We start from the raw sequence: 19484 nt of genomic DNA on the forward strand, positions 1-19484 counted from the left end.
GCCCGGCGCAACGGCCGAAACCCGCCAGACGCCCCGCGCGCTTCGTCGCATCTCCCGGCCCGAACACGGAGACACCCCATGACCTGGCGCATCGAAGCCCTGCCGCTCGACCCCTTCACCCGCTATTTCGCCATGACCGACGCAGAGCTGGCCGAGGTCGGCGCCCGCCGCATGATCGCCGATGCGCCCAACAGCGCACCCTGCCGGGTCAGCCTGCGGGACGCAGACGTCGGCGACGCCCTGATCCTGGTCAACCACGCCCATCTGACCGCCCCCTCGTCGCCCTACCGACAGGCGGGCCCGATCTTCGTGCGCGAGATCGCGGAACAGTCCCCCGCCTTCGTCGACGCCGTGCCGGACATGGTTTCGACCCGCCTCGTCTCGGCCCGCGCCTTCGACAGGGACGCGATGATGCTGGACGCCGACGTGGTTCCGGGCGCCGACCTCGCGCCTCGCCTCGACCAGTGGTTCGCCGACCCGGCCGTCGATCAGGTCCAGATCCATACCGCCCGGCGCGGTTGCTATCTGGCCCGCGCCGTTCGTCAGGAAATGTCGCTTCCCTGAAGCCCCCTTGCGGGTCCAAGGTCGCCCCGACCTGGGGAGGCGACGATCATGACCACCGACAGCCACAGCGCCGGCCGCGCCGATCTGAGAGGCAACGACGACCGTGTCGTCGGCCTGACCCGGCTGGTCATCGGCCTGGTTCAGGGCGTCGCCCTCTACCTCCTGTTCCGCACGACCCAGGGGGAGAGGGGCGCGACCTGGTCGTCGCTCCATCCCGAGGCCTTCACGCCGATGGTGCTGGTCGCCCTCTTCCTGCCGCCGGTGCTGCTGGCCGGGGTCGGGCGGCTGCGCTGGCTGACGCTCGGCGTCTGGGGCGTCGTTGCTGCGGCCGCCCTGGCCTTTCTCGGCTGGCACGACATCGCCCGTCAGGCCGGAGAAGCCGGGCGCGAGGCCACCTCGCCGCTGTTCGCCTTCTCGGCCGCCGCCCTCTTCATCGCCCATCACCTGATCGTCCCCGCCGATCGTGAGCGGAAGCTGATCGCGTCCTATCCCGCCTATTTCGACGCCGCCTGGATGGCGGGGGTGCAACTGGCCCTGTCGATCGCCTTCGCCGGGGCCTTCTGGCTTCTGTTGTTCCTGGGCGCCGCCCTGTTCAAGGTCATCGGCCTGACCTTCCTCGGGGACCTGATCAACCAGACATGGTTCTCCTTCCCCCTGACCGGTCTCGCCTTCGCCACGGCCGTGCACCTGACCGACGTCCGCGACGGCCTGATCCGGGGTGTCCGCACCATCGCCCTGATGTTGCTGTCCTGGCTGCTGCTGGTCCTGACGGTGCTCGTGGCGGGCTTCCTTCTCGCCCTGCCTTTCACCGGCTTGGACGGCCTGTGGGAGACCGGCAACGCCACGGCCCTGGTCCTGGCCGCCGCCGGAGGCATGATCATCCTGATCAACGCCGCCTATCAGGACGGCCGCCCCGACAACCTGCCGCCCGCCGTCCTGCGCGTCGCCGTCCGGGTCGCCGCCGTCCTGGTCACGCCCCTGATCGGCATCGCCGTCTGGGGCTTGAGCCTGCGGATCGGCCAGCACGGCCTGACGCCCGACCGGATCATCGCCTCGGCCTGCGCCCTCGTCGGCGCCGCCTATGCCTTGGGCTACGGACTGGGCGCGCTCGTCCCCTTCTTCCGCAAGGGCTCGCCCTGGATGAAGGCGCTGGAGACCACCAACATCGCCGCCGCCGTGCTCGTCGTCGGGGTCATCCTGGCCCTCTTCACCCCCATCGCAGACCCCGCCCGCCTGTCGGTCAACGATCAGATGGCCCGACTGGAGAACGGCAAGGTCGCGCCGGATCGGTTCGACTACCGCTTCCTCAAGTTCGGCAGCGGCAAGCTGGGGCAAGCCGCCCTTGCTCGTCTCGTCGCATCCGACGATCCCGAGACCGCCCGCCGCGCCCGCGAGGCGTCCAAGGCTGAGTATCCCTACGAGATCGATCCGGTGGAGCCCGCCTTCACCCCCGTGGTCGAAGCCTGGCCCGCCGACCGCCCCCTGCCGCCCACCTTCACGGCTCCGTTCACGGGCCCCGGCGTGCTCAAGGGCTGCGAGAAGCGCGGCGACTGTCTGGCGACCCTGCGGGACCTGAACGGGGACGGCGCACCGGAAATCCTTCTGGCCTCCTCGGCCGGCCTCTTCCTGTTCGCGGCGGACGTGAACGGCGGCTGGACCGAGGAAGGCAGCTACATGGTTCTGCGCTGCCCAGGCGAGGACACCGAGCCGGATGCGCGCCAACTGATGCGATCCGGCAGTCTGGAGCCGCGAACTGCCGCATGGCCCGACCTGGACACCGGCGGCCGCTTCACCTCGTCGCTGACGAACACCGCACCCTGCCGACGCGCGGAGGCGGCCCCCGCCCGTTAACCCCCCGCACACCACGCCCTCTCACCCGATCTTCACCGCACCCGGCCTAAAACCGTCCCGAAACGAGCCAGTCCCGCTTGAACGAGGGCCGGCCGATCTGGTGATGACAAAGGGCGCCCTCACATGGCCAAGACCGTTCTCGTGGTCGATGACGATCCGACCCAGCGCCGCCTCGTTCAGGCGGTTCTGGATCGTGAAGGCTATATCGTCGCCCACGCCGAGTCGGGCGGCGAGGCCATCGACCGTCTGACCAAGGGCGGCGGCGCCGACGTGGTCCTCTTGGACCTCGTCATGCCGGGCATGAGCGGCATGGAGGCCCTGGCCGAGATCCGCACCGCCGGGGTCACCACGCCCGTCATCGTCCTGACCGCCAACGGCGGCATCGAGACCGTGGTCAAGGCCATGCAGGCCGGCGCCCAAGACTTCTTCATCAAGCCCGCCAGCCCGGAACGCATCCTGGTCGGCATCCGGAACGCCCTGCAGCTGACCCAGCTGACCGCCGAGGTCGGCAGGCTGAAGAAGCACGTCGCCGGTCGCGTCACCTTCGCCGACCTGGTCGGCGACAGCCGTCCGATGCAGATGGTCAAACAGCTCGGCGCCCGCGCCGCCAAGTCCTCCATCCCGGTCCTGATCACCGGCGAGAGCGGCGTGGGTAAGGAAGTCATCGCCCGCGCCCTTCACGGCGCCTCGGACCGCGCCGGAAAGCCGTTCGTGGCGGTTAACTGCGGCGCCCTGCCCGCCAATCTCGTCGAATCCATCCTGTTCGGCCACGAGAAGGGCAGCTTCACCGGCGCCACCGACAAGCATGCCGGCAAGTTCATGGAGGCCAACGGCGGCACCCTGTTCCTGGACGAGATCGGCGAACTGCCGCTGGACATGCAGGTCAAGCTGCTGCGCGCCCTGCAAGAAGGCGAGATCGACCCCGTCGGCTCCAAGCGCGCGGTCAAGGTCGATGTCCGTATCGTCTCGGCCACCAACCGCGACCTTTCCACGGCCGTGGCCGAGGGTCGGTTCCGCGAGGACCTGTTCTATCGCCTGAACGTCTTCCCGATCGAGGCCCCGTCCCTGCGCGACCGCCGCGAGGACATCCCGGCCCTGATCGACCACTTCATCGGCCGCTTCAATGTCGAGGAAGGCAAGCGGATCGCCGGCGCCTCGCCCGAGACCCTGGCCCTGCTCACCGCCTTCGACTGGCCCGGCAACGTGCGCCAGCTGGAGAACACCATCTATCGCGCCATCGTCCTGGCCGACGCGCCCTTCCTTCAGCCGCACGACTTCCCGGCCATCTCGGGCGTCGCCATGCCGCTGGACGAGGCCCCGGCCCAGCCGTCGGCGGCGATCATGAACTACGCCGACCTGCCGCCCCTGCCGGACCAGCCGATCAAGATCCTGGACGACCGCGGCCACCTGCGGACGCTGGAAGACATCGAACGCGACCTGATCCAGCACGCCATCGAGGTCTACGCCGGCCACATGTCCGAGATCGCCCGCCGCCTCGGCATCGGTCGTTCGACCCTCTATCGCAAGGTCCGCGAACAGGGTCTGGAAGGCGCGCTGAAGGAAGCGGGCTGACCTCTCATCTACGTCATCCTCGGGCTCGTCCCGAGGATCCATGCACCAGCCGCACCCGGTCATTCCGTGGCGCGGCGAGGGTGGTTTTTTCTTTCAAAGTCCGAGTGTGATGCCCCATGGGTCCTCGGGACACGCCCGAGGATGACGGGCGGATTGACCCGAAAACCACAGTTTTCGATTGTTACGTGCGGTTGCAACAAACCGCCTCATTCAGGCCGCGACGGATCGTGAAGACAGCGCCGTATAAATAGGCCGTCGGGTCGATCGCGTCGTCGCGCGTTCGGGAACCGACGGGCGTCTCCCCGCGCCTTCTTCCGGATTGCTGAATGACCATCGCCGCCGCCCTCCTCTACGCCCTCGCCTCCGGCTCGATCCAGACCGCGCCCGCGCCCCAGACGACGGCCCCGGCCGCCCAGCCGACGCCGCAGGTCACCCCGCCGACGGCCCAGAACGACGCGCAAGACGACGCTCTGCCCTCGGGCGCGTCCGTCGATGCGAACGCCGACGTGGTCGAAGACGTCGTCGTCGACGGCCAGCGGCTGCGCGGCGCGGTCCAGGGCGACATTCCGCCCGACCTGACGCTGGACGCCGACCAGCTGCGCGCCTACGGCGCCTCCAACATCGCCGAACTGCTGACCGCGCTCGAGCCCCTGACCCGCTCCTCGCGCAGCTCGAACGGCCCGATCCTCCTGCTGAACGGCCGTCGCACCTCCGGCTTCCAGGAAATCCGCAACATCCCGTTCGAGGCCATCGAACGCACCGAGATCCTGCCCGAACAGGTCGCCCTGACCTACGGCTACACGGCCGATCAGCGCGTCGTGAACTTCGTCCTGAAGGCCACCTTCCGTCAGGCCACCGCCGAGATCTCCAACCGCGCCCCGACCCAGGGCGGTCGCAATTCCAGCGAAGTCGAGACCGGCTATTTCAGCATCATCGACGGCACGCGCATCAACGCCAGCCTGGAACGCAGCCGCGACAGCGCCCTGTTCGAAAGCGAGCGCGACATCACCCGCGAGCCGGGCTCCCAGCCCTTCGACCTGATCGGCAACATCTCGGGCAGTCCCTACGGGACCCAGATCGACCCGGCCCTGGGCGCCGCCGTCGTCGCCGCCAACCCGGGCGTCAACAACCCGACCCTGGCCCAGTTCGCCGCCGGCGCGGGCGCGCCGCGCACCGGCAACCTCAGCGACTATCGCACCCTGCTGCCGGCCGGCGACACCACGACGCTGAACGCCTCGATCTCGCGCGATCTGAACTCGACCACCAAGGGCACGCTGAGCCTGAACCTGGTGGACGCCTCGACCTTCGCCTACGGCGGTCTGCCGGGCGTGACACTGACCGCGCCGGCCGGTCGCAACGGCTCGCCCTTCAGCCGCGATGTCGCCGTCCATCGCTTCATCGACGACGCCGGCGCCCTGACGCGCGACACGGACACGACCACCGCCAACATCGGCCTCCTGCTGGACGGCTTCCTCAACGACACCTGGCGCTGGACCCTGTCGGGCGCCTACGACCGGGTGGAGACCGACACGGTCACCGGTCGCGGCCTCTCGGCCACGGCCGCCCAGGCCGCCGTCACCGCCGGAACCCTGAACCCCTTCGGCGCCCTGTCGCCCTCCAGCTTCACCCGCCTGGTCGACACCGCCAACTCGGTGGCCAGCGGCGGCAATCTGGAAGCGGTCTTCATGGGCAACCTGCTCGAAGCCCCCGCCGGCGGCCTCTATTCGACCTGGAAGATCGGCGCCGACACCCGCGACCTGTCGTCGGAAAGCACCCTGTCGGGCGCCTATTCCCAGCGCGACATCGGCCGCGACCGGACCTATGCCTCGGTGAACTTCTCCCTGCCGATCGCCAGCCGCCGCAACGAAGTCCTGACCGCGCTGGGCGACCTGTCGATCACCGCCAACGCCGGCTATGACGAGGCGTCCGACATCGGCGGCCTGGTCACCCTGGGCGCCGGCGCCAACTGGACCCCGATCGAGCCCCTGTCCCTGAGCTTCAGCTACAAGAACGAGGACGGCGCCCCGACCATCCAGCAGCTGAACGACCCGACCATCTCGACGCCCAACAGCTCGGTCTTCGACTTCCGCACCGGCACGACGGTCCAGGTGACCCGCGTCACCGGCGGCAACCCCAACCTGAACCCCTCGAACAGCCAGGTCCTGACCTTCGGCGTCAACTTCCAGCCCTGGTCCGAGCGCGACCTCCGCTTCTCGTCCAACTACACCCGCACGGTCGTGGACGACGCCGTCATCGCCTTCCCGACCATCACGGCCGATCTGGAAGCCGCCCTGCCCGAGCGCTTCACCCGCGACGCGGCCGGCAACCTCCTGGCCATCGACGCCCGTCCGCTCAACTTCGCCCGCACCGAGCGGGCCGAGCTTCGCACCGGCTTCAACTTCTCGCGGGCGTTCGGCGCCCCCAACCCGGCGGCGGCCCAGGGCGGTCCCGGCGGTCCGGGCGGCGGCGGTCCCCGCATGATGGTGATGGGCGGCCCGCCCCACGGCGGCGGCGCGGGCGGTCCTCCTCCCGGAGGCGGCGGCGGCCATTTCCGCATGGGCGGAGGCGGCGGTGGACGCGGCGGCGGCATGCAGCCCGGCCAGGGTCGTTTCAACCTGTCGATCTACCACACGGTCCGCTTCACCGACACGGTCAGCATCCGGCCGGGCCTGGAAGAGCTGGACCTGCTGGACGGCGCCGCCACCGGCGCGCGCGGCGGCACGGCCCGTAACGAGGTCCAGCTTCAGGCCGGCGTCTTCCGCAACGGCTTCGGCTCCTTCCTGAACGCAAACTGGAGCCAGGGCACCCGCGTCGACGGCGGCCTGGGCGGTTCGGACCTGGAGTTCAGCGACCTGACCACGGTCAACCTGAACGTCTTCGCCGACCTGTCCCAGCGCACCAGCTGGGTCGAGCGCTATCCGATCCTGAAGGGCGCGCGCATTCAGTTCGGCATCCAGAACCTGTTCGACAGCCGCGTCGAGGTCACCTCCTCCACCGGCACGGTCCCGCTGAACTACCAGCCCGATTTCCTGGACCCGCAAGGCCGCGTCTACCGCATCAGCCTGCGCAAGATCCTGTTCTGACGCCTCCCCGCCCGCCTCGATGACCGTCGAGGCGGGCGATCGCGATCAATCGTCCACGGCCGAGCTTTCCTCCAGAAACCGCTCGTTCTAGGGTCGCGCCCAGACAACTGGGATTGGACGATGCCGACCTTCACCGGGACCACGGGCGCGGATCAGATCAACGGCAGTGAGGACGCCGACGTCATCAACGGCCTGGCCGGGGACGATTACATCAACGGCAGGGGCGGCAACGACGTCATCGACGGCGGCGGCGACAACGACACCCTGTTCGGCGGATCCGGCGACGACACCATCTACGTCTACCGCGCGTCCCAGACCCAGGCGACGCGGACAACCGCCGACGGGGGAACCGGCTACGACATCCTCATGGTCGGCGCGCCCCAGGGGACCGCGACCCTGCAAGTCGTGGTCTCGCCGACCGACAGCCAGGGGCTGCGCGTCCTGAACAACGGATCCGCGACGGACATCGTGGCGGATGCGGTCGATTTCGAACGGATCGTCCTCAACGGCCCTGGCGGCGTCGATCTGACCGGCCGAACGACCCCGATGGACATCTATCTAAGGTACGCCGACGGGAACACCGCCGTCGGCGGATCCGGCGCGGACAACATCTCAGGCGGTCCGGGCGCGGACCGTATCACGGTCGGCGTGAGCGACACCGTCACCGGCGGCGACGGCGACGACATCTTCACCATGGATATTTCGAACGGGGTCTTCTCTCAGTACACCCGCGTCTTCGGAGACGCCGGAAACGATGAGGTCCGTCTGTTGGCGGGAGCGGGCACCGGCCCCCTGAACTTCGTCCTCGGCGTCGGCATTCCGAAGATCGGCGAAGCCCTCTTCTTCAACATCGAGAGCTTCGTGCTGACCGGACTGGTCGCCAATACGAACATCACCGGCGACCGCTATGATAACACTCTCAGCCTGTCCGCCGCTGCCGACAGCCCGGCGGTGCTGACCCTGGACGGCGGAGTGGGGGCGGATCGGCTCAGCGTCACCGGCGGCCGGTCATCGACGATTCTGGGCGGCGTCGGCGACGACGTCATCTATTCCTTCACCACGACGCAGACGCAAATTCCAGGCGCCCCAGGGTTCTTCTCTTACACTGGCGTGGGGCGGGTGGACGGCGGCGCCGGGAACGACACGATTTCGGGGCTCGGCGTCTTCGCGGGCGGGGCCGGCGACGACCGGTTCATCGCCTTCAGCGGCGGCAACCGCTACGAAAACACCAGCTATGGCGAACTGGACGGCGGGGACGGTTTGGACACCATCATCCTGGAGTTGACCTCCCCCTCCTTGAACGGCAGCGGCTGGAACTTCTCGCTCGAGACCGGTCTCGCCACCAATCTCTCCGGCCTCCGTCCGGCCTCGACGCAATACGCGCTGCGGTCGATCGAGAACATCGTGGGGTCGCTCGGCAACGACATCCTGACCGGTGACGGCGCCAACAACCGGATCGAAGCGGGCCTGGGCGCCGACACCGTTCGCGGCGGCGGCGGCGACGATGTGATCTACGGCGACCTGGCGGCGGGTGGAGCGGGCGGCGACGACATCCTCTACGGCGATGCGGGTCGCGACGTCCTTTACGGCGGCGCCGGTTCCGATCGACTGGATGGCGGGGACGGCGACGACTTCCTGTACGGCGGCGCGGGCGATGACACCCTCGTGGGAGGGGCCGGCGTGGACTCGGCGGTCTTCGGCTACGCTTACAGCCTGGCTTCGCTGAGCTACCAGAACGGAACGATCATCGTGGGCGGGCCCGAGGGGCGCGACGTCCTGACCGGCATCGAGCGGCTGGTGTTTTCCGACCGCGTGCTGATGGTCGGCGCGGACGGGCGCGTGGTGGAGCCGAACGCGGCGGTTTCCGGCACGGCGGCGGCCGACCGGCTGACCGGAACGGATGGCGACGACGTCCTGCTGGGTCTCGGCGGCAACGACGTGCTTCGCGGCGGCGCGGGCAATGACAGCCTTTCGGGCGGGGACGGCGACGACGTCCTGATCGGCGGCGCCGGGTCGGACGTGCTCAACGGCGGGGCCGGTCTCGACATGGCCACCTACTCCGGCACCCTGCGAAGCTACACCGAGGTCGGTCCGACCCGTGTCGTAGGCGGGGCGGAGGGCGGCGCTGATTTTCTGACCGACGTGGAGGTGATCCGGTTCCTGGACGGCAACCTGTCCTTCAATACCGACGACGCCTACGCCTTCGTCTATCGCCTGTATGACGCGGTTCTGGACCGGGAGCCCGACGTCTACGGTCTGGGCGACTATTCCCGCGCCCTGGCGAGCGGAAACCTGACGGCCGAACGGTTGGTCAGCTACCTTATCGCCTCGCCGGAGTATCAGGCCCGCACCGGAGGGCTCAACAACGAGCAATTCGTGCGAGAGATGTACCGCCTGTCCTTGGGTCGCGAAGGCGACGGGGCGGGAGTGACGGCCTACACCACCGCTCTGAACAACGGCACCTTGACCCCGATACAGCTGGTGCTGATCTTCTCGGAGTCGGCCGAACATCGCGCCTCCACGGGCGCGACCATCACCTCGCGCGGCATCTTCATCCAGGACGAACAGACGGCGGCGCTCGCACGGCTGTACGATTCCGTCTTCAACCGCCTGCCCGACCTCGGCGGCTTGCAGGCCTACCGCGACGCCCTGGACAACGGTTACACCCTGAAGGACATCGCCGGCTTCATGGTCGGCTCGCCGGAGTTCCAGACCCGGTTCGGCTCCCTGACCAACCAGCAGTTCGTCGAGCAGATCTATCGCTTCGTGCTGGATCGCGAGGGCGACGCGGCGGGGGTCCAGTCCTACGTCAACGCCCTGAACACCGGGACCAGCCGCACGGACGTCGTCCTCATCTTCTCGGAGTCGCAGGAGCACCGGTTCAGCTACCAGCCGACCTTCGACAACCAGATCCGCCAGCTGGGCGTGAACGGCTACGATCCCGACGGCACGGGCGGGGGACGCGCCATCGCGGAGGACATCGGCAAGCCGCGCGATCCCTTCGTCATCCCGGCCGTCGACGACCGGGCCCCGGCGGACGCGGCGCCTTCGGCCTCGGTGGCGGAGACCTGGTCGGACCTCTGGCGCGACGACCGACTCGTGGTCGTTCTCGACGAGGCGACGGCGGACGCCACGCCGACCTTCTGGCCGGAAGACATCCGTAGCGACCCGTCGGGCGGACATCACCCCGACTGGATGTAGCGCCGCCGCGATACCCAATCTCGGAGGGGACCATCGGCGACCTCGACCGCCTGAGGTCGTCGATGATTTTTTTCCTGCGACCCTCTTGCGATCGACGCCGATCGCCCCATCTGATGAGCGGGTCTTTGAAAGGTGCAGGGTCGGGCCGGCGTCTCAGTCGTCCGGATTTCCGATAATCCCGCCGGGCGGACGAAAGTCGCCTCTGACGGCGCTTTGAAATTCAACGACAATCCGGACCGTTCGTCCGTTTCGTCCGTTTCGTCACCCCACGCTGCGTCATGACGAGCGGACGAAACTGGGTCAGTCGCCGTCCGGGGGCGGCGTCCTTCGCCCCCACCGCCGCTTCGGCTCTTCGCCGTTCGCCTTGGCGGTGATCTCTTTCAGCTTGCGCCCTTGCATGGCCGACAGGGCTTGGCCGGGTGCGCCCTTCTCCGGGTCGCCGAAGGCGCGGCCATAGGTCTTGATGCGGTCGGAGACGCCGTCGATGAACTCACCCTCCCAGTCGGAGAGGGTGACGCCCGCCTTGTCGGCGGCGCGCTTGGCGCGTTTCAGGGCGTTCAACGCCTTGCGGCGCGCGGCCTCCCGCTCGGCCTCGAACGGGCTGGCGGGGGTCTCGCTTTTCTTCTTCTGGAACCCCGAGCCGGGCTTGAGCCCGGTCGAGCGTTTCATCGAGCCGGACTGGCTCTTCGGACCGCCCTTGATGGGCGTCCGCTTCAGGGTCAGATCTCGCCGAGGGCCGAGAGGTAGAGGTCCAGAATGGCTTCCTCTTCCTGGCGCTTGGCCTTGTCCTGCTTCCGCAGGCGGATGACCTTTCTCAGGATCTTGACGTCATAGCCCTCGCCCTTGGCCTCGGCGAAGACCTCCTTCTGGTCGGCCATGATCGCGGCCTTGTCTTCTTCCAGGCGCTCGATCCGCTCGATGATCGTGCGCAGACGGCCCTGGGCCGCCGAGGTCAGGACGTCCGAGCTGGCGTCGAAGTTGGCGTCGTCGGCCATGGGGGAGGCTCCGTGAATCAGACTGGACCGCGCCTGCGGCGCGACCGCCCTCAAGTAGCCCGAAGGGCGGTAGGGCAACAAAAGAAGAGGCGGACGCTAACCATGCTCGGAGCGATGGCTCAACGCCGGACACGAAAAAGGTCGCGGACAAAGCCCGCGACCTGTGGGTAGTTCTGCGTCGATCAGGCCGCGACCACGTCGCGACCGTCAGGCGCGAATCCCTTAGCCCTGCTTCGCCTTGAAGCGCGGGTCCGTCTTGTTGATGACGAAGACGACGCCCTTGCGACGCACGACCTTGCAGTCGCGGTGGCGGGTCTTGAGGGACTTGAGCGAGCTGCGGACCTTCATGGTCGGTGTCCTAAAGGCAAAGCGAAAATAGAAAAGCCGCGCGGATGCCCGGCGGCGGAGGCGTGCGTATAGCCAGACACCCCCATAAGGTCAACCCGAGTCGCGTCGTTTGCTCAGTCGCCGCTGACGAAGTCCTGGGCGAACTCCGGCGTGTCGTCGTCGCCGACCGGGTCTTCCTCCTCTTCCGGCCCCGAGCGGGACGGATCCGGCACCTCGAACCCGACAGGCAGGGACAGGTCCAGGAGGCCCGCCGCCTTCATCTCCTGCGCGCCCGGCAGGTCGTACAGGCTCGCCAGGCCGAAATGCTCCAGGAACCGATCCGCCGTCGCATAGGTGACCGGCCGCCCCGGCGTGCGCCTGCGTCCCCGGAGGCGCACGAACCCCATCTCCAGCAACAGGTCCAGCGTGCCCTTGGAGATCGAGACCCCCCGCACGCTCTCGATCTCGGCGCGTGTGACGGGCTGGTGGTAAGCGATGATGGCCAGGGTCTCCAGCGCGGCCTTGGACAGGCGACGCGGTTCCTCCCGCTCCTCGGTCATCAGGAAGCCGAGGTCGCCCGCCGTGCGGAAGCTCCAGCGGTCGGCCACGCAGACCAGCTCCACCCCCCGCCCTTCATAGCGGGCGCGCAGCCCCGCGATGGCCCGCCCGACTTCGGCCCCCTCGGGCAGTCGCCGGGCGATGTCGGCGGCCGACAGCGGACCCGCCGCCGCGAACAGCAGGGCCTCGACCCGGCGTTCGATCTCCCCGTCGTCGGGTGCAAATCGCAGGTCGCTCATGGCGTCAGCTCCAGCGGCAGACCCTGCCCGCGCCGCTTCAGCCAGACCTCGTCGAAGGCCTGATCCTGACGCACGTCCATCGCCCCTTCCTTGACCAGTTCCAGACTGGCCGAGAGTGTCGAGGCGGTGAAGCTGGCCTGCGACGGCCCCTCCCCGTCCCTGACGGGCGCGACCTTCTCCAGCGGGGTCCACTCGGCCATGCGCGGCAGGACCTCCCGCAGCCAGTCGCGTGCGGCCTCAAGCGCAAAGGCCTCGACGCGCTGGCCGGGGCTGTAGTGGCGGGCCTGTTCGCGCCGCCTCTGGGTCACATAGGCCTGCATCAGTTCATACAGGCTGGCGTCGATCCGGTCGGACGGCACGATGACCGTCGCCTGGGGATCGCCCCGCGTGAACACGTCCCGCTTCAGCTGTGGCCGGGCCAACAGGGCTTCAGACGCCTTCCGCATCGCCTCAAGCTTCTGCAGCCGGAAGGCCAGGGCCGCGGCCATCTCCTCCGCCGGCGGCTCGTCGCCCTTGCCCTTGTCGGTGCGCGGCAACAGCAGCCGCGACTTCAGATAGGCCAGCCAGGACGCCATCACGAGGTAGTCGGCCGCCAGAGAGAAGTTCCGCCGCCGCGCCTCATGCACGAAGGCCAGATACTGTTCCGCCAGCTTGGTGATCGACAGCTTCAGCAGATCGACCTTCTGCGTCCGGGCCAGGGCCAGGAGGACGTGCAGCGGCCCCTCATAGCCCTCCAGATCGACCATCAGGACGTCGCGCGCATCGACCTCCTGCGCGGCCGTGAAGTCCAGGTTTGGCTGGAAGGCTTCCGACATGGCCTAGGCCTGCGCCTCACCCACGTCATGCCCGCGCTTGACGTCGAACCAGCCGGCCAGGACAGCGTCGAAGCGGTCCCGCGCCTCGCGGACGTCCAGAGGCTCCGGCGTATGGACCATACGGGCCAGCGCCTGTTCGGCCCGCCGTTTGGCGCCGCCCTTCAACTTGCCGACGCCTGCGGCGACCTGCTTCATCTCGGCCATGTCGCCGGTCCAGTGGATGACCAGATCGCAGCCGGCCTTCAGCGATTTCTCCGCCCGCTCGGTCAGCGTGCCCTTCAGGGCGTTCATGCAGAGGTCGTCGGACAGCAGCAGGCCGCCGAAGCCCAGGGTCTCGCGAATGACCTTGATGCCCTTCTTCGACTGGGTCGCCGGGTGTTTCTTGTCGATGGCGGGGAAGACGATGTGGGCCGTCATGCCGATGGGCATGTCGGAGAGGGCCTTGAAGGGAGCGAAGTCCCAGGCCTCCAGCGCGTCCAGCTCGGCATGGACCGTCGGCAGCTCCTTGTGGCTGTCGGCGAAGGCCCGGCCGTGCCCTGGCATGTGCTTGATCACCGGCAGGACGCCGCCGGCCAGCAACCCCTCAGCCACCGCCCGACCCAGCTGGGCGACCGTGGCCGGTTCCTTGGCGTAGGCGCGGTCGCCGATGATGTCGTGGGCGCCCGGCGTCGGCACGTCCAGCACCGGGGCGCAGTCGATATTGATGCCGACAGCCTTCAGGTCGTGGGCCATCAGCCGTCCGCCCAGACGGGCCAGCTCACGCGCCGCCAACGGGTCGTTGGTGGCCTTCAGGAAGGCCTCGCCCGGCGGGTATTTGGACCAGTGCGGCGGGCCCAGACGCTGGACCCGGCCGCCCTCCTGATCGACCAGCACCGGGGCGTCCCAGCCCACGGCCTCGCGCAGATCGGAGGTCAGCTTCAACACCTGTTCCGGGCTCTCCACGTTCCGGCGGAACAGGATGAAGCCCCAGGGGCGGACGTCGGCGAAGAAGGCGCGCTCCTCCGCCGTCAGGACGGTCCCGGCACAGCCGTAGATGGCGGCGCTGTTGCTCAACCCTAGCGCACCAGGCAGTCGCCGCCGCCGCCCTGGATGGCGGAGCAGAAGGCGCGGGCGTCCTCGCGGCTGAGGCCCGTGAAGGTGGTACGGTAGACGGTGGAGCCGTTGGACGCGGTCACTTCCTGCACCCGCTTGGTGGCGTTGCGGGCGAACTGGGGGAAGCGGGCGGCGACGGCGGCGTATTCGCGGTCGGCGATGGCCGTGGAGGAGAAGGCGCCGATCTGGACCGCCGACGAACCGCCGGCGCCGTTGGCGGCGGGAGCGGGGGTCGTGGCGGCCGGAGCCGCCGGACGCGGCGCGGCGGGGGCCGGGGTCGCGGGACGCACGGGCGGCGGGGCCTCGGCGGTCTCGATGGGGCGCGGGGCCGGACGCGGCAGGGGCGTTTCGGGCGGAGCTGTGAACTCGGGCGCGGCGGCCGTGGCCTCGGCCTGGTCGTAGAGGCCGACGCCGGCTTCCGGATCGACGGGCTGGGCCTCCAGCGGGGCCTCGACCTTCATCTGGGCGATGGGGGTGCCGACGGCGGGCGGGGCGTCGGTCGAGGAGCGCAGGCCCGAGCGGTAGATGAAGACGACGGCGAGGATCAGGACCAGCAGCAGACTCGCGCTGACGATCAGGGTGACCGGCGGCGCCTTGGCGGGCGGGCCGCGACGGGCGTCGAAGCCGCCGCGATTGAACGGCAGGTCGTCGTCGGTCGGCGGCGTGTAGGCCCCGCGGTCGCGGGGACGGTTGTCGTCGTCGTAGGACATGGTCGCTTCAGCCTTCTCGTGACCGAACGCGAATCGACGCGCCGGTCCATCATTCTAGCCCCTCAAGCGGCTCTTTCGAATCACAGATCGAGGGCGAGGTCGAGGTTGAACAGCTTCCTGTGCTCCTCGATCGCATAGCGGTCGGTCATGCCGGCGATGTAGTCGCAGACCGCGCGGGCGCGCTTGTGCGGGTCCGAGGTGGCGGCCAGGACGCCCCATTCGGTCGGCATGACCTCGGGCTCGGCCATGAAGAGCTGGAACATCTCGGCCAGGATGCGCCGCGCCTGGCTGCGGGTCCGGTTGACGCGGTAGTGGCGATACATCCGCTCGAAGAGGAATTTCCTGAGGATCCCCAGGTCGGCCATCATCGGATCGGAGAACTGGATCAGGGTGCGACGCGCCCTGCGGACGTCCTCGACCGACTGGATCCCGTCGTCGGCCAGGCGACGTTCCGTTTCGGACAAGACGTCCTCGATCATGGCCCCGATCATGCGGCGCACGGCCTCCAGCCGGATCATCCGCTCGTTCAGGTCGGGCCAGTCCTTGCGGGTCTGGTGCAGGATCGGGCCGATCATGGGCACGTCGGCGAGATCGGCCAGGGTGAAGAGGCCGGCCTGGACCCCGTCGTCCACGTCGTGGTTGTTGTAGGCGATGTCGTCGGCGATGGCGGCGGCCTGGGCCTCCAGCGAGGCGAAGCTGTCGAGACGCAAGTCCCAGTCCTTGGCGTAGTCGGCGATGGCCCGCCAGGACGGACGATCCAGCATGTGGCCGACCGGCCCGTTGTGCTTGACCACCCCCTCGACGGTTTCCCAGCTGAGGTTCAGGCCGTCGAACTCCGGATAGCGGGCCTCCAGCTTGGTGACGACGCGGAAGGTCTGGACGTTGTGGTCGAAGCCGCCCCAGGGCTCCATCTGCAGCTGAAGCTCGTCCTCCCCGGCGTGGCCGAAGGGCGGATGACCCAGGTCGTGCGCCAGGGCGACGGTCTCGGCGAGGTCCTGATCCAGCCGAAGGGCGTGGGCCAGGGAGCGGGCGATCTGGCTGACCTCCAGCGAGTGGGTCAGGCGGGTGCGGTAGTGGTCGCCCTCATGCGCCACGAAGACCTGGGTCTTTTCCTTCAGGCGGCGGAAGGCGGTCGAGTGGATGATCCGGTCGCGGTCGCGGGCGAAGGCGTTTCGCGTGCGGCTGGGCGGCTCCGGGAACAAGCGTCCGCGCGAGTTGGCGGCCAGTTCGGCGTAGGGGGCGCGGGCGTCGGTCTGGCTCAAGCGCAACTTCTCTCGGGACGGCCTTTGCGAACGGGCCAGTGCAGCCTCATATAGTCAGCCATGACCGCCGTCCAACCAACGATACCGGAACTGAAGATCGCCAGGCGCGCGCCGGAGGGCATCACCCTGTCCGAGAGCGCGGCCAGGCGGCTGGCTCGACTGGGCGAGGCCGAGGGGCATCCCGTCCTGCTGCGCGTGGCGGTGGAGGGCGGCGGCTGTTCCGGCTTCCAGTACCAGATGGATCTGGTCGAGGCGGGCGAGGACGACGATCTGCGGATCGAGACCGACGGTCAGGTGGCCCTGGTGGACCCGGTCTCGGTTTCGTTCCTGAAGGGGTCGGAGATCGCCTGGATCGACGAACTGGCGGGCGCCCAGTTCGTGATCCGCAACCCGAACGCGGCGACCAGCTGCGGCTGCGGCGTCAGCTTCTCGATCCTCTAGAATCTCCAGCGGCCCAGACGGGCGGCGAGATGTGGCACTGTTCGCGAATTTCGAGTGCCAAAGTGCCAACGTGCCACTGAAAGTGTTTGAAATCAGCCGCTTGGCAATTTCGAATTCTCTGGGCGTGCCAGATTATCGGAAATTGGCGACCGCGACCGCGTGGGGCTGGGCGATGTGAACGTGTCAAAGACCAGGCGTCAGATGGCGACGCCTGGCGAGTGACGCAAGACCGAAGGAGGAATTAATTCTTTCGACGTTGAGGACCGCCTCACCGGGTCGGATCAGTCCCGCACCAGACCGCCATCGACGACCAGGTTCTGGCCCGTCACGGCCCGGCTCCAGGGCGAGGCGAAGAAGAGAACGGCGTCGGCGAACTCTTCCGGCGTCGTGACCGAGCGCAGCGGCGTCATCCCGGCGATCAGATCGAAGACGGCGTCGGGCGTCGCGGCCGAGGCGTCCGTGGTCCGGAGCAGACCACCCGAGACCATGTTCACCGTGATCCCCATGGGGCCCAAGTCGCCCGCCGCCGTGCGGGTCAGGGACAGGAGGGCGGCCTTGGCGGCGGTGTAGTCGTGGTAGGGCACGACCGGGTTCTGGAACAGGTTGGTGCCGATATTGACCACCCGGCCGCCGCCCGCGCGCACCATTCCAGGCACGCAGGCCTGGGTGACGTTCAGGGCGCCGCGTACGACGGTGGAGAACTGGCTCTCCATCTCGGCCCAGCCGATGTCGGTCAGGATCGAACGGGCGTCGCCGTTGAAGCTGTAGTCCAGCGCATTGTTGACCACCGTGGTGACGGGGGCGCCGAAAGCCGCCTCGGCCTCCGCGATCATGGCCTCGACGGCGGAACGGTCGGAGACATCGGCCTGGATCGCGACGACGCGATCGCCGAGCTCGGCGGCGATCGCCTCGGCCTTGTCGCCGCTGGCCCGCCAGTTGACGATCACGCGCGCGCCCTGGGCGGCGAAGGCGCGGACGACGGCGGCGCCGACGCCCCGTGCTCCGCCGGTGACGAGGACGATCTGGTCGCTGATGTTCAAGGTCTGGAATCCTGGACGGTGACGTCCCTGAGAGCGGTGGTGACCCGCCGAACCAGCTGGGCCGGCTCGAAGGGTTTGAGGATGTAGCCGTTGCCGCCGCTGTTCATCACGTCGCGAACCGTCTCGGCGCTGCGGTCGCCGGTCAGCATCAGGATGGGCATGCGATAGCCCTCCTTGCGGATGGCGCGCAGCGTATCGACGCCGCTCATCCGGGGCAGTTTGACGTCCAGAAGCACCAGATGGGGATAGACCCGGCCGATCTGGGCGACGGCCAGTTCGCCGGTGCCGACGGCGGTGATCTGATGCCCGATCTGGCTCAGGATCACGTCCACGGCGTCGCGGATCAGGACGTCGTCCTCGACCACCAGGATGCGGGCGTTCCGCATCAGACGGCGCGCTCCAGGGTCTCCTGGAAGCGAACCGGGCGGCCATGCGCCGAGCCGATCAGCTCGCCGTCGGACATGACGACCCGGCCGCGCACGATGGTCTTCATCGGCCAGCCCCTGGCCTCGAACCCGTCGAAGGGGGTCCAGCCGCAGCGGCTGGCCTGATCCTCGTGGCGGATGGTGCGCGTGGCCTTGAGATCGATCAGGGTCAGGTCGGCGTCCCAGCCCTCGGCCATCCGGCCCTTGTTGGCGATGTTGAAGATGCGCTGGGCGCCGGCGGAGGTCAGGTCGATGAACCGCTCCAGCGACAGACGGCCCTCGGCGACGTGGGTCAGCATGACGGCCGGCAGGGTCTGGACGCCGGGCATGCCGGACGGCGAGGCCGGATAGGGCTTGGCCTTTTCCTCTTTCGTGTGCGGGGCGTGGTCGGAGCCCAGGACGTCGACGACGCCTTGCTGGATGCCGCGCCACAGGCCGTCGATGTGGTGGCGATTGCGGATCGGCGGGTTCATCTGGGCATAACCCTTCAGCCGCTCATAGGCTTCGTCGCCGTCCAGGGTCAGGTGCTGGGGCGTGGTCTCGACCGAGGCGATGTCGCGGTGGTCGGCCAGGAATTCGATCTCCTCCGCCGTCGAGACGTGCAGGACGTGGATCCGCTTGCCGACCTCGCGCGCCAGACGGACGAGGCGGCGGGTCGACATGATCGCGCTCTCGGCGTCGCGGACGTCGGTGTGGCTGGTCCAGTCGCCGGTGCGGGCCAGACCCCGGCGCTCGGCCAGACGGTATTCGTCCTCGGAGTGGAAGGTGGCGCGGCGGCTGACGGCGTTCAGCACCTCGCGCACCCCGTCGTCGTCGGCGATCAGCAGGTCTCCGGTCGAGGCGCCCATGAAGACCTTGACCCCGCAGCAGCCGGGCAACCGCTCCAGTTCGCCCAGATGGGCCGCATTGCCGTGGGTGCCGCCGATGTAGAAGGCATGGTCGGTCCACATGCGATCCCTCGCACGGGCCAGCTTGTCCTCCAGCGTCGCCGGGTCGGTGGTGTTGGGATTGGTGTTCGGCATCTCGAACACGGCGACGACGCCGCCGAGCGCCGCAGCGCGAGACCCGGTTTCGAGATCTTCCTTCCACTCAAGACCCGGTTCGCGGAAATGGACCTGGGTGTCGATGATGCCGGGGATGACGGTCAGGCCGGACGCATCCACGACCTCGGCTGCCGAGGCCTGGCCCAGGTCGCCGATGACCGCGATCTTGCCGTCCCTGACCCCGACATCGGCCATGCCGCGTCCGGAGTGGTTCACGACTTCGCCGCCACGGACGATCAGGTCAAAGGTCTGGGTCATGCCCGACT

17 protein-coding genes are annotated in these 19484 nt (G+C 68.7%); 6 read left to right on the top strand and 11 right to left on the bottom strand.

Annotated elements, in window-relative coordinates:
- Window positions 1-78: 78 nt before the first annotated feature.
- The 5 genes from ACETK8_RS17610 to ACETK8_RS17630 all read left to right on the top strand — a co-directional run bounded on the left by ACETK8_RS17610 (window position 79) and on the right by ACETK8_RS17630 (window position 10271).
- Entirely contained in the window at window positions 79-564 is a 486-nt protein-coding gene (locus tag ACETK8_RS17610; RefSeq protein WP_374037118.1) for a DUF1203 domain-containing protein, read from the top strand.
- A gap of 48 nt (window positions 565-612) precedes the next feature.
- Window positions 613-2415, top strand: a complete 1803-nt coding sequence (locus ACETK8_RS17615; protein WP_374037119.1) for a DUF4153 domain-containing protein — start codon at window positions 613-615, stop codon at window positions 2413-2415.
- Between the two features lie 123 nt (window positions 2416-2538).
- Complete coding sequence (locus ACETK8_RS17620) at window positions 2539-3987, top strand: sigma-54-dependent transcriptional regulator (protein WP_374037120.1); 1449 nt, start codon at window positions 2539-2541, stop codon at window positions 3985-3987.
- A 326-nt stretch (window positions 3988-4313) separates the two neighbouring features.
- On the top strand, window positions 4314-7070 hold the full coding sequence (locus ACETK8_RS17625; protein ID WP_374037121.1) for a TonB-dependent receptor: 2757 nt from the start codon (window positions 4314-4316) through the stop codon (window positions 7068-7070).
- 120 nt (window positions 7071-7190) lie between these two features.
- Window positions 7191-10271, top strand: coding sequence for a DUF4214 domain-containing protein (locus ACETK8_RS17630; protein WP_374037122.1), 3081 nt, complete (start codon window positions 7191-7193; stop codon window positions 10269-10271).
- Window positions 10272-10571: 300 nt separating this feature from the next.
- Here the strand turns inward: ACETK8_RS17630 and ACETK8_RS17635 are convergent, their stop codons facing one another.
- The 8 genes from ACETK8_RS17635 to ACETK8_RS17670 all read right to left on the bottom strand — a co-directional run bounded on the left by ACETK8_RS17635 (window position 10572) and on the right by ACETK8_RS17670 (window position 16269).
- The gene (locus ACETK8_RS17635) at window positions 10572-10940 is read right to left on the bottom strand and encodes a hypothetical protein (RefSeq protein ID WP_374037123.1); all 369 of its coding nucleotides are present in this window, start codon (window positions 10938-10940) and stop codon (window positions 10572-10574) included.
- Window positions 10941-10990: 50 nt separating this feature from the next.
- On the bottom strand, window positions 10991-11266 hold the full coding sequence (locus tag ACETK8_RS17640) for a DUF2312 domain-containing protein (protein ID WP_374037124.1): 276 nt from the start codon (window positions 11264-11266) through the stop codon (window positions 10991-10993).
- A gap of 222 nt (window positions 11267-11488) precedes the next feature.
- On the bottom strand, window positions 11489-11614 hold the full coding sequence (ykgO, locus tag ACETK8_RS17645; protein ID WP_008263184.1) for a type B 50S ribosomal protein L36: 126 nt from the start codon (window positions 11612-11614) through the stop codon (window positions 11489-11491).
- 113 nt (window positions 11615-11727) lie between these two features.
- Window positions 11728-12390, bottom strand: coding sequence for an SMC-Scp complex subunit ScpB (scpB, locus tag ACETK8_RS17650; RefSeq protein WP_374037125.1), 663 nt, complete (start codon window positions 12388-12390; stop codon window positions 11728-11730).
- The gene (locus tag ACETK8_RS17655; RefSeq protein WP_374037126.1) at window positions 12387-13205 is read right to left on the bottom strand and encodes a segregation and condensation protein A; all 819 of its coding nucleotides are present in this window, start codon (window positions 13203-13205) and stop codon (window positions 12387-12389) included. Before ACETK8_RS17655 ends, scpB begins: the two co-directional genes overlap by 4 nt.
- 3 nt (window positions 13206-13208) lie before the next feature.
- Entirely contained in the window at window positions 13209-14258 is a 1050-nt protein-coding gene (gene nagZ, locus ACETK8_RS17660; RefSeq protein WP_374037127.1) for a beta-N-acetylhexosaminidase, read from the bottom strand.
- Between the two features lie 2 nt (window positions 14259-14260).
- Complete coding sequence (locus ACETK8_RS17665) at window positions 14261-15007, bottom strand: SPOR domain-containing protein (RefSeq protein WP_374037128.1); 747 nt, start codon at window positions 15005-15007, stop codon at window positions 14261-14263.
- A gap of 80 nt (window positions 15008-15087) precedes the next feature.
- On the bottom strand, window positions 15088-16269 hold the full coding sequence (locus tag ACETK8_RS17670; RefSeq protein WP_374037129.1) for a deoxyguanosinetriphosphate triphosphohydrolase: 1182 nt from the start codon (window positions 16267-16269) through the stop codon (window positions 15088-15090).
- A gap of 60 nt (window positions 16270-16329) precedes the next feature.
- On the opposite strand from ACETK8_RS17670, the gene erpA reads away from it, so the two are divergent.
- Entirely contained in the window at window positions 16330-16710 is a 381-nt protein-coding gene (gene erpA, locus ACETK8_RS17675) for an iron-sulfur cluster insertion protein ErpA (RefSeq protein ID WP_374037130.1), read from the top strand.
- 281 nt (window positions 16711-16991) lie between these two features.
- Here erpA and ACETK8_RS17680 read toward each other — a convergent pair whose 3' ends face one another.
- The 3 genes from ACETK8_RS17680 to ACETK8_RS17690 are packed head-to-tail and all read right to left on the bottom strand — an operon-like array spanning window position 16992 to window position 19476.
- A complete protein-coding gene (locus tag ACETK8_RS17680) occupies window positions 16992-17750 on the bottom strand; it encodes a 3-oxoacyl-ACP reductase (protein ID WP_374037131.1) in 759 nt (252 codons plus the stop codon).
- On the bottom strand, window positions 17747-18136 hold the full coding sequence (locus ACETK8_RS17685) for a response regulator transcription factor (RefSeq protein ID WP_374037132.1): 390 nt from the start codon (window positions 18134-18136) through the stop codon (window positions 17747-17749). Before ACETK8_RS17685 ends, ACETK8_RS17680 begins: the two co-directional genes overlap by 4 nt.
- A complete protein-coding gene (locus ACETK8_RS17690; RefSeq protein WP_374037133.1) occupies window positions 18136-19476 on the bottom strand; it encodes a dihydroorotase in 1341 nt (446 codons plus the stop codon). The genes ACETK8_RS17685 and ACETK8_RS17690 overlap by 1 nt, the downstream gene beginning before the upstream one ends.
- Window positions 19477-19484: the final 8 nt, after the last annotated feature.

This window comes from Brevundimonas staleyi, from assembly GCF_041893865.1.
In the GTDB taxonomy this organism is placed as follows: Bacteria; Pseudomonadota; Alphaproteobacteria; order Caulobacterales; family Caulobacteraceae; genus Brevundimonas; species Brevundimonas staleyi.